The 16,055-nt window shown below is 72.1% G+C and carries 11 protein-coding genes and 1 pseudogene; 6 read left to right on the top strand and 6 right to left on the bottom strand.

Annotated elements, in window-relative coordinates; genetic code table 11:
- Window positions 1-18: 18 nt before the first annotated feature.
- Window positions 19-849 (top strand): NAD(P)H-binding protein, encoded by an 831-nt coding sequence (locus ACFYWM_RS08395; protein WP_389910606.1) that lies wholly within the window; start codon window positions 19-21, stop codon window positions 847-849.
- 69 nt (window positions 850-918) lie between these two features.
- Here ACFYWM_RS08395 and ACFYWM_RS08390 read toward each other — a convergent pair.
- Window positions 919-1,887 (bottom strand): annotated as a pseudogene (locus ACFYWM_RS08390) (RNA polymerase sigma factor); the annotation flags it as partial.
- A gap of 553 nt (window positions 1,888-2,440) precedes the next feature.
- Entirely contained in the window at window positions 2,441-2,950 is a 510-nt protein-coding gene (locus tag ACFYWM_RS08385; protein WP_389910603.1) for a hypothetical protein, read from the bottom strand.
- A gap of 196 nt (window positions 2,951-3,146) precedes the next feature.
- On the opposite strand from ACFYWM_RS08385, the gene ACFYWM_RS08380 reads away from it, so the two are divergent.
- Both ACFYWM_RS08380 and ACFYWM_RS08375 read left to right on the top strand, forming a co-directional pair.
- Complete coding sequence (locus tag ACFYWM_RS08380) at window positions 3,147-4,436, top strand: sensor histidine kinase (protein WP_389910600.1); 1,290 nt, start codon at window positions 3,147-3,149, stop codon at window positions 4,434-4,436.
- Window positions 4,427-5,071, top strand: a complete 645-nt coding sequence (locus ACFYWM_RS08375) for a response regulator (protein WP_389910597.1) — start codon at window positions 4,427-4,429, stop codon at window positions 5,069-5,071. The genes ACFYWM_RS08380 and ACFYWM_RS08375 overlap by 10 nt, the downstream gene beginning before the upstream one ends.
- Here ACFYWM_RS08375 and ACFYWM_RS08370 read toward each other — a convergent pair.
- Window positions 5,056-6,663 (bottom strand): serine hydrolase domain-containing protein, encoded by a 1,608-nt coding sequence (locus tag ACFYWM_RS08370; protein ID WP_389910594.1) that lies wholly within the window; start codon window positions 6,661-6,663, stop codon window positions 5,056-5,058. The two genes, ACFYWM_RS08375 and ACFYWM_RS08370, sit on opposite strands and share 16 nt — an antisense overlap.
- 448 nt (window positions 6,664-7,111) lie before the next feature.
- Here ACFYWM_RS08370 and ACFYWM_RS08365 point away from each other — a divergent pair, with 448 nt between their 5' ends.
- Entirely contained in the window at window positions 7,112-8,950 is a 1,839-nt protein-coding gene (locus ACFYWM_RS08365; protein WP_389910591.1) for a discoidin domain-containing protein, read from the top strand.
- Between the two features lie 87 nt (window positions 8,951-9,037).
- Here the strand turns inward: ACFYWM_RS08365 and ACFYWM_RS08360 are convergent, their stop codons facing one another.
- On the bottom strand, window positions 9,038-9,898 hold the full coding sequence (locus tag ACFYWM_RS08360) for an aldo/keto reductase (RefSeq protein ID WP_389910589.1): 861 nt from the start codon (window positions 9,896-9,898) through the stop codon (window positions 9,038-9,040).
- A gap of 109 nt (window positions 9,899-10,007) precedes the next feature.
- On the opposite strand from ACFYWM_RS08360, the gene ACFYWM_RS08355 reads away from it, so the two are divergent.
- Window positions 10,008-10,907: a LysR family transcriptional regulator gene (locus ACFYWM_RS08355; RefSeq protein WP_389910586.1), complete on the top strand. Its 900-nt coding sequence runs from the start codon at window positions 10,008-10,010 to the stop codon at window positions 10,905-10,907.
- Between the two features lie 77 nt (window positions 10,908-10,984).
- On the opposite strand, the gene ACFYWM_RS08350 is transcribed toward ACFYWM_RS08355, so the two are convergent.
- Together ACFYWM_RS08350 and ACFYWM_RS08345 are read right to left on the bottom strand one after the other, a co-directional pair.
- Window positions 10,985-12,940, bottom strand: a complete 1,956-nt coding sequence (locus tag ACFYWM_RS08350; protein WP_389910583.1) for a serine/threonine protein kinase — start codon at window positions 12,938-12,940, stop codon at window positions 10,985-10,987.
- The gene (locus tag ACFYWM_RS08345) at window positions 12,937-14,883 is read right to left on the bottom strand and encodes a serine/threonine protein kinase (RefSeq protein ID WP_389910580.1); all 1,947 of its coding nucleotides are present in this window, start codon (window positions 14,881-14,883) and stop codon (window positions 12,937-12,939) included. Before ACFYWM_RS08345 ends, ACFYWM_RS08350 begins: the two co-directional genes overlap by 4 nt.
- A gap of 230 nt (window positions 14,884-15,113) precedes the next feature.
- Here ACFYWM_RS08345 and ACFYWM_RS08340 point away from each other — a divergent pair, with 230 nt between their 5' ends.
- Window positions 15,114-16,001: a helix-turn-helix domain-containing protein gene (locus tag ACFYWM_RS08340; protein ID WP_389910577.1), complete on the top strand. Its 888-nt coding sequence runs from the start codon at window positions 15,114-15,116 to the stop codon at window positions 15,999-16,001.
- Window positions 16,002-16,055 lie beyond the last annotated feature (54 nt).

Below are 16,055 nucleotides of genomic sequence, written 5' to 3'. Positions count from 1 at the left end.
GAGAGAAGAGGAACATCGTTGACCAGGATCGCCGTAACCGGTGTCACGGGCAATCTCGGCCGTCTCGTCGTGGAGGACCTGCTCACCAGGGTCTCTCCCCGCGATCTCGTCGCGCTCGCCCGCACCCCGGAGAAGGCGGGAGACCTGCCGGACCGTGGCGTCGAGGTGCGGCACTGCGACCATGACGACGCCGCGTCCGTCGACACCGCGCTCGCGGGGGCCGACGTCCTGCTCCTGGTGTCCGGGCCGGACCTGACGCCCGGGGTCCGCGTACGGCAGCACCGCACCGTCATCGACGCCGCCGTCCGGGCGGGGGTGCGCCGCGTCGTCTACACCAGCGGCGCGGGCGCGGAGGACGGCCGGGGTCCCGTCGCCGACCACACGGCGACGGAGAAGGCGCTCCACGAGGCCGAGCTCGCCCGCACGGTGTTGCGCAACGCCCTCTACTCCGAGGCGTTCCTGGGGGTCGCGCTGGCGCAGGCGGGGCGGAGCGGTGAGATCACCTCCTCCACCGGTGGGAGGCCGCTCAACACCGCGAGGTTCCGTGACCTGGCGCTGGCGGCGAGCGCGGCCCTGACCGGCTCCGGGCACGAGAACGCGACCTACGAGCTGCGCGGCCCGCTCTGGACCTATCCGGAGCTCGCCGAGGTCCTCACCCGCGTGCTGGGCAGGTCCGTCGAACACCGGGAGATCACCGACGCGGAGGCGGGCTGGCTGGGGGGCGTGTTCCCGGCGGTGCGCGCCGGAGCCCTCGCCGAGACCGGCCCCGACCTCGCGCGCCTGCTGGACCGGCCGCCCTCCGGGCTGGAGGAGACGGTCGGCGCTCTCGTCGCGCGTACGGCCGCCTGAGCGGCACCGACCGGGCGGCGGCAACGGCCGAGCGGTCCGGATGACCACCGGCGGTCGGCCGGGCGCCGATCAGGTCAGATAGTCGCGCAGGGCCCGCGAGCGCGAGGGGTGGCGCAGCTTCGTCATGGTCTTGGACTCGATCTGCCGGATGCGCTCGCGGGTGACCCCGTAGGCGCGCCCGATCTCCTCCAGCGTCTTGGGCCGGCCGTCGCCGAGCCCGAACCGCATGGCCACCACCCCGGCCTCGCGCTCCGACAGCGCCTCCAGGATCGTGTGCAGCTGCTCCTGCAACAGCGCGGAGGCCACCGCGTCCTCGGGGGTGATCGCCTCGGAGTCCTCGATGAGGTCGCCGAACTCGCTGTCGCCCTCGGTGCCTAGCGGGCTGTGCAGGGAGATCGGCTCCCGTCCGTATCCCTGGACCTCGACGACCCGCTCCGGGGTCATCTCCAGCTCCACGGCCAGCTCCTCGGGGGTGGGCTCGCGGCCCAGGTCGGTCGTCATCTGCCGGTGCACGCGCGCCAGCTTGTTGATCACTTCGACCATGTGCACGGGGATGCGGATGGTGCGGGCCTGGTCGGCGAGCGCCCGGGTGATCGCCTGCTTGATCCACCAGGTGGCGTACGTGGAGAACTTGAATCCCTTGGTGTAGTCGAACTTCTCCACGGCGCGGATCAGCCCCAGGTTGCCCTCCTGGATCAGGTCCAGGAACAGCATGCCCCGGCCGGTGTGGCGCTTGGCCAGCGACACCACCAGGCGCAGGTTGGCCTCCAGCAGGTGGTTCTTGGCCCGGTGGCCGTCCTCGGCGAGCCATTCGAGCTCCGCGCGCACGTCGGGCTGGAGCAGGTCGCCGTCGTTGAGCCGTTCGGTGGCGAACAGCCCGGCCTCGATGCGCCTGGCGAGCTCGACCTCCTGCTCGGCGTTGAGGAGGGGGATCCTGCCGATCTGCTTGAGATAGTCCTTGACCGGATCGGTGCTCGCTCCGACGGTCGCCTCCAGGGCTGCGGGCACCTCGTCGTCGTCGGTCAGGACCAGCTCTTCTTCCTCAACCTCGACAACCTCAACGGTGCCTTCCACGGTGGCGGCTTCCATGGCGTTCACACCTTCCCCAGGTCTGGTCAGATACAACAACCCGTGCAGTTCAAGGTACGTCCCGCGACGGTGTGCTGCGGCGCCTGGCTCGCCGTCGCCTCCTTCGCTGGAAGCGGAGAGCCCCGCCATGGGGAACGGACGGCCCGGCCGCCGGAAGCGGAGAGTTCGACCGATGGGAACGGAGAATTCGGCCGTAGGGAGCGGGGAGTTCAACCGTGGGGAGCGGGAAGCGCGGTTGCGGAGGGCCGGGAGCGCGGTTGCAGGGGAGCGGGGAGCGCGGTTGCAGGGGAGCGGGGAGCGCGGTTGCAGGGGGCGGAAAGTCCCGTCGCCGGGGGCTCTCCGGAAGGAGACGGCCGTCCCGCCCCGCCGCCGGGTGGCCTTTCCCAGCTGGGGAAGGCCACCCGGCGGGTCCTCCGGCGACGCTGCGGGCGTTGCCGTGCCGGTGGGCGTACGGGGGAGGGGGAGGGGGACGGGTCCGGGGATCTCGCCGGACCCCCGCGGATCAGGCCGGGAAGTCGTTCGGGTTGACGCCGGTCGTCCGGGCGTTGCCGCCCCTGACGGGGTTGAGGGTGAGGGTCCAGATGGTCGAGCTGGTCGCGGTCGTGGTGAACTTCAGCCGGCTGGTGAAGCGCTGGTAGGAGGGAGAGCTGGTGAACCTGCCCCGGGGGGTGCTGAACCGGTGGCCGGAGGTGAAGAAGATCGTGTAGGTGCCGTCCCTGACGTCGCGGACGGAGGCCGTCGACCGGGCGCGGATGTAGACGCTGATCGCCTTGGACCTGCCACGGACCAGCGTGACGACGGCGTCCCTGCTGGTGCCGTTCTTGACCTTCAGCGTGCCTCGCCCACCGCTGATGCGGTCGTAGAGGATCTTGCCGTTACCCGGTCGCGCGGCCGCCTCGGTCGAGGAGACGGCGACGGTTTCCCTGGTCGAGGCCGCCGCGGGGGCGGCGACGGAGCCGGTCAGCAGGATGGATGTGAGGATCGCTCCCGCGAGGGGACGTAGACGAATCATTGCGCAAATATGTCCAATTCTTGGTGGCCGGTCAACGTGAATTCGTGCCCATGGCAGCCTTCCAGGCGTTTTGCGTAGGTATTCGATTCTCTGGTGATCGCTCGGACTCCAGGCCGCGGGGATCCGTCCGGTTTCGGCGGTCAATACCTTTATTGGGGTTTTCCGGGGCCGAAGAAAGGTCAATACAATTCGTCTGATGTCGACGACACCCAGGACGAACGCCATGCCGGGACCGGTGCCCCGGCCCGCGCGGGCGGGGGCACCGGTCGTTCGAGCAGGGGCACCGGTCGTGCGGGCCGCCCGGCGCGCCGCCGGCCTGGCGGCGGGGGGCGTGACGGCCGTCGTCGAGCTCGGCTTCCTGTGCCTCACGGGCGGGCTTCTCGCGGTCCTGGCGGTGTGGCCCGCGGGCCGCCGCGCCGCCCGGCGGTTCGCGGAGGCCGGAACGGCACGGCTGGTCGCGCTGGAACGCGCCCGGCTGGCGGCGTGGTTCGGCCACGACACCGGCGGGATGGCGGTGTGGCCGACGCGGAGCGGGTACGGCTACCTCGCGCTGCGGGCGACGTTCGGCACGCTCGCGAGCTGCGTGACCTTCGCCGGTCTCTTCCTCGGGCTGCTGTTCCTGTCCGGCGGCGTCGGGGAACTGCTCTCCGGGGAGTCGTCCCCGGTCCCGCTGCGGTACCCCGGCGTGCGCCTGACCGTCGACAGCGGGCCGCTGGGCGCCGCGTACGGGCTGGTCCTGCTGGGACTGTCCGCGCTGTGGGGCGCGGCGACGGTGGCCGCGGAGCGGCGGCTGGCCGCGTACTTCGCCGGTCCCGGGGAGCGGGAGGCGATGCGCCGCCGCATCGCGGAGCTGACCGCCACCCGCAGCGGCATCGTGCGAGCCGTCGACGACGAGCGGCGGCGCATCGAGCGTGACCTGCACGACGGCGTCCAGCAGAGGGGGGTGGCCCTGGGGATGCTGCTGGGCCGGGCCCGGCACGGCACCGACCCGGCCGCGGTCGCCGCCCTCGTGGACCAGGCGTACGCGGAGTCGCGCCGCCTCCTCGACGAGCTGCGCGGCGTGGCCTGGCGGATCTACCCCGCCGCGCTGGACGAGCTGGGCCTGCGCGACGCCCTGGCCGGGGTGGCGGAACAGGCGGGCGTGCGGGTGACCATCCGGTACGGCCTCGCGGAACGCCCGGTGTCCGAGATCGAGACGGCCGTCTACTTCGTGGCCCGCGAGGCCATCGCCAACGCCGCGAAACACGCGGACGCCCGGAGCGTCCTGGTGGTCCTGAGCGAGGACGGGAACATGACGACCGTGGAGATCACCGACGACGGCCGGGGCGGGGCGGATCCCGCCGGTGGCGGGCTGTCCGGGCTGGAGCGGCGGGTCCTGGCGCTGGACGGCGCCTTCGAGGTGGACAGCCCTCCCGGCGGCCCGACCAGGATCACGGCGAGGCTGCCCCGCGGCGGGTCCGGACGCCGGGAGCCGTCATGCGGCTGATCCTCGCCGACGACTCCGTGCTGTTCCGCGAGGGCCTGGTCCGCCTCCTGGAGGAGGCGGGTCACGAGGTGGTGGCGGCGGTGGGCGACTCCCCGGGGCTGCTTCAGGCCGTGGACGAGCACCGGCCCGACGTGGCGATCGTGGACGTGCGCATGCCGCCGGGCCAGGCCGGTGAGGGGCTGCGGGCCGCGCTGACGATCCGGGAGCGCCGCCCGGAGGTGGGCGTGCTCGTGCTGTCGCAGTACGTCGAGACGGCCTACGCCGCACGGCTGCTCGCCGGGACCCCCGAGGGGCTGGGCTACCTGCTCAAGGACCGGGTGACCGAGCTGGGCGAGTTCCTGGAGTCGCTGGAGCGGGTCCGCGCGGGCGGGGCGGTCTTCGACCCGGAGGTGGTCCGGCGGCTGCTCGCCCGCACCACCCGCACCGACCCGCTGGGCAGGCTCACCCGGCGGGAGTCACAGGTGCTGGAGCAGCTGGCCCAGGGGCTCGTCAACGCCGCGATCGCCGAGCGCCTGCACGTGTCGCAGAGCACGGTGGAGAAGCACATCAACGCGATCTTCGACAAGTTCGGGCTGTCCCGCACCCCCGGCTACAGCCGCCGCGTCCTGGCCATCCTGCGCTACCTGGACGGCTGATCCTCGATGCCAGGCTTTCGGCGCGCCCGTACCAGGTGGCCGATCCGGACGAGGACCAGGGCCGCGCAGGCCCCGGTGGCGAGGACGAGCCAGATCATGAAGGACAGGTAGAGGTAGGTCACGTGCAGCCAGGTGGTGTCCTTCCCCCTGGCCAGCACCGCGAAGACGTCGGTGATCGTCAGGCACAGCAGCCCCGGCAGCGCGTACGGCAGCAGCCGCGCCGCCGTGTGCCACGCCGGGCGACCGGCACGCCGCGCCGCCCACCGGCGGGAACGGGCCAGCCCTCGGCCCGCCAGGAGGAGCGTCACGAGGGCGGCCAGGGCCATGGTGACGTCGACGGCCAGGTTCGGGGAGATCGAGGGGGGCGCCTCGGGCTCCTCCCCCTCGGCCATGGCGACCAGCGCGTCCGCGACGGCGTCGCTGTCGGCGTACGCCGTGCCGGTGTTGGCCATGACCACGATGCCGTACCCCGACCGGGGCAGGAGCGTCTGCTGGGCCGTCGCGGTGTGCAGGTCGCCGCCGTGCCCGACGACCGGTGAGCCCTTCCGGGTCGTGCCGATCGCCCAGCCCAGGGCGTAGGAGTCGTTGATCCTGGACGGGGTGCGCATCTCCGCGACGCTCGCGGCGGAGACGACGCGGACGCCGCCGGGACCGGCCCCCTCGCCGTTCTGCATGATCATCCATTGGGCCATGTCCCGCGCGCTGCTGATCACCCCGCCGGAGCCGTTGCCGAACCCCGGGGGCTCGGGAAGGGCGAGCGCGGCGCCGAGCAGGTGGAGGTGGCCCCGCGCGCTCGCGGGGAGGTCGCGCTCGGTGTCGATGGTGGTGCTGTTCCGCATGCCGAGCGGGCCGAACACGTGCGTGCGGAGGTAGGCGGCGAAGGGCATGCCGCTCGCCACCTCGACCAGCCGCGCGGCGACCTGGAAGTTGGTGTTGTGGTAGCTCCACCGCGTGCCGGGGCCGGCGGCCAGCCTCGCCCCCCGCAGCCGCGCGACGGCCTCGCGGAGCGAGCCGGGCCGGGGCTGGCTCCTCTCGGGGAAGGCCTCGTCGGCCATGCCCGAGGTCTGGTCCAGCAGCTGGCGTACGGTGACGCGGGCCGCCCGGGGATCGGCCATCGCGAACTCGGGGAGCCGGACGCGCACCGGCTCGTCGAGCCTGACCGCTCCCTTCTCCACCAGTTGCATGACGGCCAGGGAGGTGAAGGACTTGCTGAGCGACGCGATCGCCATGGGGGTGTCCGCCGTGACGGGATCGCCGGAGGCGGTACGGCCGTAGCCGGCGACGTGGACGACCCGGTCCCCCTTGGTGACGGCGACCGCGACCCCCGGCAGCCCGGTCGCCTCCCGGTAGGCGTTCACGAAACGGTCGACGGAGGCGGGATCGATCTCGCGGATGGCGTGGCCCGCTCCCGCCGATGCCTTAGTCGGCTCCACCGCGAGCGGGGCCGACGCGAGGGACGCCGACGCGAAGGACGCCGACGGGAACGCGATCACCGTCAGGAGGGCCGCCGCGAGCGTGGCGGCGCGGGCCCCCGGGCGGCCGGTGGCGAGGCGCCGGGGGAGCGGACCATTTTTGATCTTGAATTCAGGCACCAGTCGACGTTATGAAGACCGCCCCGCCCGGACCATTGGGAGATCCCTCCGCGTTCCCCTGCGAAAAACCACAGGTTCCCCCGGCGTCGGGGCGCCCCGCCGCGCCGTGCCTCTCGATGGCGGCAGGCGGTCACCGGCGGTGAAACCCCTCGCGGCGGGAAAACATCGGACCGTTCCAGGTGGTGTGTCGGCCAACGGCCTCTGCCCAACCCTGCTGTCGCCCTCTGCCGGTCGATCTATCACGCAAAGCCGCTCGACAGGCATATTTTTGCGAAAAGAAGTAGAAACATTGCGGACACCTGGTTGCCATCTTATGGTGTGCACAACGCCGTTCGCCGATCTCCCCGGTGACGGCGGTAGCCTCTCCGCCCCCCACCCGGCTGGATCGTGATGACCGCATACCCCGCCGGCCGCGGCGATCCGGCCCCGCGTGACGAAGGGTCAGCCGATGAAGACATCCGATCAATCTGCCAGCCGCTTACGCCATACCGGGCGACGCGTCCAGCTCGTCCTCGCGCTCCTGCTGGCCGCCCTGTGCTGGGCCGGAGCCCAGGCGCCGCTCCCGGCGCGCGGCGCGGCCGTCCCCGAGCAGTCTTCCAACGTCCACCTGTTCTACTACTCCTGGTACGGCAACCCCCAGACGAGCGGTGAGTGGCGGCACTGGCAGCAGGGCGGACACACCCCGCCCGACGGCGTGGGCGCCGACCTGTATCCCAGCCTGGGCGCCTACGACTCGGGCGACTACGCGGGCGCCGTCACCCGGCACATGCAGTGGATCAAGCAGGCCGGGGTCGGCGTCATCGTCTACAGCTGGTGGGGCCGCGACAGCTTCGAGGACAGGCTCACCCAGGGCGTGATGGACGCCGCCGCGCAGTACGGCGTGAAGGTCGCCTGGCACCTGGAGCCCTACGGCGGGCGCACGGCGGCCTCCACCGTCGAGGACATCCGCTACATCAACACCCGCTACGGTTCCCACCCCGCCTTCTACCGTGACGCCGAGCACGGTAACAGGGCGGCGTTCTACGTGTTCGAGAGCCTGAGGATCACCGACTGGGCCGCGCTCGACCAGGTCACCGCGGGCAACATCGTGCTCGCCCAGACCACCGACACGTCGAAGATCGCGCACTTCTCCGGCATGTACACCTACGACGGGATCGCCGGCGCCACCGCCCCCGGCTGGGCCAACGCGGGCGCGTACGCCAAGCAGCACAACCTGATCTGGGCGCCCTCGGTGGCCCCCGGCTACATCGACGACCGCGCGGTGCCCGGCAACACCACCCCGACCCTGGGCCGCGCCAACGGCGCCACCTACGACCTGGAGTGGTCCAACGCCCTCGACCCGGCCAAGGGCGGCCTGCCGACCTGGGTCTCCATCACCTCGTTCAACGAGTGGCACGAGGGCAGCTCCATCGAGCCCGCCGACTCCACCCCGCCCGCAGGGTTCGGCTACCAGACGTTCGAGGGCGCGTACGGCAAGACGGGCGCCGCGGCGGAGAACGCGTACCTGGACCGGACGAAGTACTGGGCGACGGAGTTCGAGACCCGCAGGGCCGGCGGCACGCGGGACACCCAGCCCCCGACCGCGCCCGGCGCAGCGCGCGCCGTCCCGGCGTCCGGCACGAGCATCACGGTGGGCTGGAACGCGGCCACCGACAACGTCGGGGTGACCGGCTACGACGTCTACCGCGAGGCGGGCGCCACCGACGTCAGGGTGGGCAGCACCGCGGGGACGTCGTTCACCGTCACCGGTCTCACGCCGTCGACCTCCTACAGCTTCTACGTGGTCGCCAGGGACGCCGCGCAGAACACCTCGCCGCCCTCCGGCACGGTGACCGCGACGACCGGGGCCCCGCCCGGCTGCTCCCCGGGCGTCGGCGACCTGGCGCGGAACAAGGTGGTCACCGCGAGCAGCACCACGCAGAACTACGTGGCGGCCAACACCGTCGACGGCAACGCGAACACCTACTGGGAGAGCGCCAACCACGCCTTCCCCCAGTCGATCACCGTCGACCTCTGCGCGCAGACCCCGGTCGGGCGTCTGGTGCTGAAGCTGCCGCCGTCCAGCGCCTGGGGCACGCGCACCCAGACGCTGTCGGTGCAGGTCTCGCCCGACAACCACTTCGAGACCGTCGTGCCGTCGCGGGGCCACGTCTTCAACCCGGCCACCGGCAACACCGTGACCATCACCTTCCCGGCGACGACGAAGAGGTACGTGCGGCTGAACATCACCGGCAACACGGGCTGGCCCGCCGGGCAGCTCTCCTCGTTCGAGGTCTACTCCTCCTAGCGATCCCCGTATGACGCGCCCGGCCGGCCCGGCACCGAAGCGGTGCCGGGCCGGCCGGAGCGCTTTGAGGTCGGACCGTGTTCGAGGTCAGGCCGCGTCGAGGCGCGACAGCTCCTCGGCCGACAGCTTCACGTCGACCGCGCCGGCCGAGTCGCGGATGGTCTCCGGGCGCGAGGAGCCCGGGATCGGGATCACCACCGGCGCCTTGGCGAGCATCCACGCCAGGCACACCCGCTGCGGGCTCACCCCGTGCTCCCGGGCGACGTCGGCGAACACGGCGTACCGCGAACCCAGCTCGCCGGCCTGCGAGATCCCGCCCAGGGGGCTCCAGGGCAGGAACGCGATGCCCAGCTCCGCGCACAGCTCCAGCTCGGGCTCGCTGGAGCGGAACGAGGGCGAGAACTGGTTCTGCACGCTCACCAGCCGCCCGCCGAGGATCTCGCCGGCCAGCCGGATCTGGTCGGGGTCGGCGTTCGAGACGCCCGCGAAACGGATCTTGCCCGCGTCCAGCAGGTCGCGGATCGCCCCGACCGACTCCGCGTACGGGACCTTCGGGTCCGGCCGGTGGAACTGGTAGAGGCCGATGGCCTCGATGCCGAGGCGCGCGAGCGACGCGTCACAGGCCCGCTTCAGGTGGTCCGGCGAGCCGTCCAGCGTCCAGGAGCCGTCGCCGGGACGCACGTGGCCGCCCTTCGTGGCGATCAGCACGTCGGACGTGTCGCCGCCGTAACCGGCCACCGCGCGGGCGATCAGGGACTCGTTGTGGCCGACCTCGTCCGCGCCCACGTGGTAGGCGTCCGCGGTGTCGATCAGCGTCACGCCCGCCTCCAGCGCGGCGTGGATCGCCGCGACCGAACGCTGCTCGTCGGGGCGCCCCTCGATCGACATCGGCATGCCGCCGAGACCGATCGCACTGACCTGGACGTCGCCGATGCGGCGTGTCTGCATGGGAGTTCCTCCTCGGGGATCGGTTGGTACGGCCTTCACCCTCTCCTGCCCCCGATTAAGCTGTCCAATAGAAGAAACTGATGTCTTTGAGCGGTCCTGGTGATGAATCGTGGAGCTACGCCAGCTGGAGTACTTCGTCGCCGTCGCCGAGGAGTGTCACTTCACGCGGGCGGCCAACCGGCTGCGCGTCGCCCAGTCCGGCCTGTCGGCCTCGATCCGCTCGCTGGAGCGCGAGCTGGGCGCCGCGCTGTTCCTGCGCAGCACCCGGCAGGTCGAGCTGACCCCCGCGGGAAGGGCGCTGCTGGTCGAGGCCCGCCGGGCGCTGTCGGCGACCGACGCGGCCAGGGACGCCGTCGCGGCGGTACGGGGCCTGCTCCGCGGCAGCCTGGCCATCGGCTCGCTGCAGTGCCTGCACGCGGTGCACCTGCCGGCCGTGCTCGCCCGCTTCCTGGCCGCCTACCCCGGCCTGGAGATCCGGCTGCGCCAGGGAGGGTCCGGCGAGCTGGTCGAGCAGGTGCGCGCCGGACGGCTGGACCTGGCGTTCGTCTCCCGGCCGTCCCGCCGCCCCGACGACGTCGTGGTCGGGCCGCTCGCGGACGAGCCGCTCGTGCTCGCCTGCGCGCCCGATCACCCGTTCGCGGCCAGGGAGAAGGTCGAGGTGCCCGAGCTGCGGGCGGAGCGGTTCGTGGACTTCCAGCCAGACTGGGGCACCCGGGACCTGGTCGACGACGTGTTCGCCGCCGCGGGCGTCGAGCGCCACGTCTCGCTGGAGGTGAACGACGTGCACTCGCTGCTCGACCTGGTCACCTTCGGGCTCGGCGTGGCGCTCGTGCCGCGCTCGTTCGCGCTCAAGACCGACCGGGTGCGCTTCGTCGGGCTCGCCGGGGCCGTACCGGCCTGGGAGACCGTCACGGTGACGGGCGATCCGACGAGCGCGGCGGCGGCCGCGCTGCTGCGCGAGGTCCACGCGGCGAGAGGCGGCCCGATCACGGCGGAGGCCGTCAGCTGAGTGCGCGGCGGAACCTGCCACCTGAGTGCGCGGCGGAAGCCGTCACCTGGGGGTACGGGAGGTCGACCGCTCTCCCCTCACTTGAGCGTGTAGTAGAGGCTGACCTTGCTCAGCTCCGTGGTGGGGCCGTCCGCGAGGACGCGCACGACCTTCCCACGCAGGTCCAGCAGGACGACCTTCATGGTCTTCCCCTCGGTCACGGTGCCGAGGAAGTGGCGGTCGCCCATCCAGCCGCTGAAGGTCGTCCCCTTCCGGATCGGGACGACGGCCTCGCGTTTCGCCGTGGCGGCGTCCCACACACAGACGTCCTGGGGCTTCTCATGGCAGCGGGTCGTGAAGACCGTCCCGAGTGGGGTGGCCCGGACGTCGTTGATGACCAGCTTGCCCAGCTTCGGGACCGTCCGCAGCAGCGTGCCGTCCAGGCGGTAGAAGCGGACCGACCCGTCCGGCCCGGCGTGGACGACCGAGGCCGCGTCGGCGCCCCAGATGTAGTCGGAGCGGTGGTCGTCGTCGCGCACCCGGAAGACGCGGGCCGTGCGCGAGGCGGCGTCCACGATCACGAAGCCCCTGGAGCGCTGCTCATCCTCGAATCCCTCGTAGATCGTGAGCAGGATCCGTCTCCCGTCGCGGTCCCAGTGGGGGCTGGAGGTCATCAACGGGGTGTCGACGGTCCTGATCTGGACCTCCGGCTCTCCCTTCGGATCCACCAGCCGGATCAGGTCGAATCCCTCCAGCATGAACTTGTTGTCCGGGTTGACGACGACGCGCGCGCCTCCCGGAGCGGCCACGGCGGTCATGAACGTCCCCAGGAACCTGAACTCCGCGGTGTCGTCCCGGCGGAGGAAGACGGGGGAACCGCCGGCGTTCTCGCGTGAGTCCCGGTAGGTGGTGACATGCTCCGTGTCCGAGGGGTTCTCCCTCAGGGTGATCTTCGTTCCGGGGATTCGCAGGTCGGACGTGGAGGTGGTGGGCATCGTCCCGATCGGCGGTCTCGCGGGCGCGGAGGGGGTGCCCCCCGTACCGCCCGCGACCACCTTCGCGGGCTCCTGCGTCCCCGCCGTCCGGACCGCGAGGACCGCGCCGCCGGAGACCGCCGCGAGCGCGAGCGCGGCGAGGGCGGCGACCACCGGGCGCGAGGCGCGCCGTTGGGCCGGCGGGGGAGCGGCCTGCTTGCGGCCCTCACCGAGCACCTCGTGACCCGATTCGTACGACGGCCGCTCCGCCGGATGGCCCAGCAGCCGCAGCAGCGCGGGCATCGCCGCCGGGCGCGTCCGCGGGTCCTTGGCCAGGCACTCGGTCACCAGCTCGCGCAGCTTCTCGTCCATGGAGTCAGGGGAGCCGAGCGCGGGCTCGGCGTTCAGGATGCGGTGGATCACCGCGGGCACCGGGCTCGTCCCGAAGGGCGGTTCCCCCGTCGCCGCGCACACCACCGTCGACGCCCACGCGAACAGGTCGGCCGCCGACCCCGCCTCGCGCCCGTCGAACTGCTCGGGCGCCATGTACGGAGGGGTGCCGACCAGGTGGTCGGAGGCCGTGGAGACGGCGTCCAGCGCGCGGGAGATGCCGAAGTCGATCACCCGGGGGCCGTCGCGGGCGAGCAGCACGTTCGCGGGCTTGAAGTCGCGGTGCACGACGCCCGCCCGGTGGATGGCGGCCAGCGCGGTGACGGTCCCGACCGCGAGCCTGCGCAGCTCCGCCCCGCGCAGCGGCCCCCGCTCGTCGATGACCTGGGCGAGACTGGGCCCGTCGACGTACTCGCTGACGATGTACGGCATGCCGTCGGCCTCGCCGTGCTCCAGCACCTGCGCGGTGCAGAACGCCTCCACCCGGCGGGCCAGCTCGATCTCGCGGTGGAAGCGCGCCAGGGTCTGCTCGCCGCCGCCCCTGCCGAGCACCTTCACCGCGACCCGGGCCCCGGCGGGGGACTCCGCGAGGTACACCGTCCCCTGCCCGCCGCGGCCGAGCCTGCCGGTGACCCGGTGCGGCCCGATCCGGTCGGGATCGCCCGGAGCCGGAGGAAAGAGCCTGGTCATCCGGCCGTCACGGTGAAGCTCAGGAGGGCGGTGTCGCCCTTCTTGAGGTCGGCGAGCACCCGGACGGACTTGCCGTACAGGTCGAACACCTCGATCTTGGAACCCTTCTTGACGGCGTTCTGGAGGAGCAGGTGGTTGTTGTTGAACCAGCCCACGAAACGGGTCTCCTCCTTGATGTCCATCGTGTAGCGCCGGTGGCCGCTCACCGTGTCCCACACGCACACGGTGTTTCCTTTGGGACATATCGTGGCGAAGAGCGCGCCCGAGGGGGAGAACCAGGTGGTGTTGCGCGGCTGGCCGACCCAGTGCATCGTCCGGGTGGCCTGGCCGTTCGGGCCGTAGAAGTCGACCCCGTGGCTCTTGCCGTCGTAGTATCCCCGCGCGACCGAGCCGTCCGGCGCGAACGTGGCGGGAAGCGTGTCGGAGCCGACGGACTCGGTGCGCACGTGGGTGGCCCTGCGCGCCGCCACGTCCACCACCACGAACCCGTCGGACCGCTCCTTGTCCTTGTCCCGTACCGACAGCAGGATCTTGGAGCCGTCCTTCGACCACACGGGGTATTGCCCTTCCAAGGGCCGTTCGACGGTCGGGACGTCGAACTGGGTGCCGTTCCTCAGGTCGTGGATCCTCAGGAAGTCGAAGGAGGAGTCGGCGAACTTCCCGATCGGGTTCAGCGCCACCAGGTCGCCCTGCGGCGACAACACCGGCTGCAGGGTGCTGGCCACTTGTTTGAACGTCTCCTTCCCCTTCTCCCTGGCGAACGAGGCGAAGGGCGCCTTGATGTTCACGTAGCCGCCCAGCTTGACCGGGTCCTTCGGGTTCTCGTGCAGGGTGATGCCCGTCCCCGGCAGCTCGATGTCCTTGGTGGCCTTCTCCACCGGCTCCCAGGGCGCCGTGGTCACGTTCGGGCTGAGCTGAGGCTGGGGGGTGAAGGCCGGGGCGAGCGCGCCCGGCGCGGTGCTCCGGGCCGGGCGCGGAGCGGCCACCGGCTCCGGGTCCCCCGACAGCGCCAGATAGACCGCGCCACCGGAGACGAGGGCGACGGCGAGCGCGCCCGCGACCAGCAGCACGGGCCGGGCGCGCCGCCCCAGCGGCCGGGTGGAGGGGGTCCCGGGCACGGGGGGATCGGGGGGCGCCTGGTCGGAGGTGAGGAACCCGCCGACCAGGCGGAGCAGGGCGTCGCTCGCGGTCGGCCGCGGCGCGGGATCCTTGGCGAGGCAGGCCGTGACCAGCCCGCGCAGGTCGTCGGGGAGCGCGCCGAGGTCGGGCTCGTCGTTGACGATGCGGTTGACCGTGCCCGACATCGTCCCCGCGTCGAAGGGGGAGCGGCCCGAGGCGGCGAAGACCATCGTCGCCCCCCACGAGAACAGGTCCCCCTCGGGCCCGGGGGAGGTGCCCAGGAGCCGCTCCGGCGAGCTGTAGGCGGGTACGTCGACCTTGCGGGTCGTGCTGGACGCGGTCGCCTCCAGCGCCCGCGCCATACCGAGGTCGATCACCCGGGGCCCGTCGGGGCCGAACACCACGGCGCCGGGACGCAGGTCGCCGTGGACCGTACCCGCCTGGTGCAGGGCGACCAGCGCGGTCATCGTCCCGACGGCCAGCCGGTGCAGCGCGGCCGCCCCCAGCACGCCCTCGGAGGCCACCGCCTCCTCCAGCGTCGGGCCGTCGACGTACTCGCTCACGATGTACGGCCTGTCGCCGTCGGCCCCGCCGTTCAGCCCGCTGTCCAGGACCTGCGCCGTGCAGAAGGCGGGTATCTCGCGCAGCGGCTCCATCGCCTCCCGGAACCGCTCGGGACTCACGTCCGCGGGGAGCAGGCGCACGACCACCCGGTCTCCCGAGGGGGCCGTGGCGAGATAGACGTCCTCCCCGAGGCGCCCCACGATCTGGTACTCGTCCACGCGTTCGGGATCCCCCGCCCGTACGGGGGAGATATCGGGCATGATCTGGCTTCCTCTCCGAGGAGTCCATTTGAGATCACTAATTATGAAGATTTACTCGCCTAAAGTGGAGAACTCTGGAGAAGAGATGCGGACTTCTCCGCTGCCGCACACCGGCTCGCCACGCGGAGTGCGCGTCTCACTGCGAGGAATGACCCGGACGTGAAAAGCTTGCACACTCACAGGCCGGCCGGTCGCGGTTGAAGGGAAAGAACTTGCGCATTGTTCAGGCGATGGGCGAACAAGCCGATGGTCAGAGCCTGGATCACCGGCAGGCCGGGCCCACCGTGGTCCGCATGCTGGTGGGTGCGCAGCTCCGGCGGCTGCGGGAGAACGGTCACATCACACGCGAGGAGGCCGGCGAGGCGATCCGCGCGTCGCATTCGAAGATCAGCCGTCTGGAGCTGGGGCGGACCGGCTTCAAGCAGCGCGACGTGGCCGACCTGCTCACCCTCTACGGGGTCGTCGCAGACGCCGAGCGCGAACCGCTGCTGGCCCTGGCCGCGGAGGCCAACCGGCCCGGCTGGTGGCACGCCTACGGTGACGTGGTCCCCTCCTGGTTCGACGCCTACCTCGGGCTCGAACAGGCCGCCTCCCTCATCCGCGGCTACGGGGTCCAGTTCGTCCCCGAGCTGCTGCAGACCGAGGAGTACGCCCGCGCCCTCATCCGGCCCGCCTGCGCGGGCGCCCCGGAGCCGGAGATCGAGCGGCGCGTCGCCCTGCGGATGGAGCGCCAGCGGCTCCTCACCCGGCGGGAGCCCGCCACCCTGTGGACCGTCGTCGACGAGGCGGTGCTGCGCCGTCCTGTCGGGGGCTCCAAGGTGCTGCGCGCCCAGCTGCGGCGCCTCACGGAGATCGCCGAGCTCGGCCACGTCACCCTCCAGATCATGCCGTTCAGCGCCGGAGCGGCCGCCGCCGCGACGGGCCCCGCGACCATCCTGCGCTTCCCCGAGGGCGGCCTGCCCGACGTGGTCTACCTCGAACAGCTCACCGGCGCCCTCTACCTCGACAAGCTCACCGACGTCGAGCGCTACTGGCGCGTCATGAACCGCCTGGGCATCGAGGCCGAGCAACCGTCCGCGACGACGTCCTTCCTGCACCGCATCCTCAAGGAGACCTGACCTCCCGTGCGCGGGCGCCGCCGCGTTCCCCGAGCGGGAGGAGACGTTCCGGGA

Source organism: Streptosporangium sp. NPDC002721 (assembly GCF_042888905.1).
GTDB lineage: Bacteria > Actinomycetota > Actinomycetes > Streptosporangiales > Streptosporangiaceae > Streptosporangium.
The sequence above is the reverse complement of the archived record's forward strand: the minus strand, read 5'-3'. Positions and strand labels throughout refer to the sequence as shown.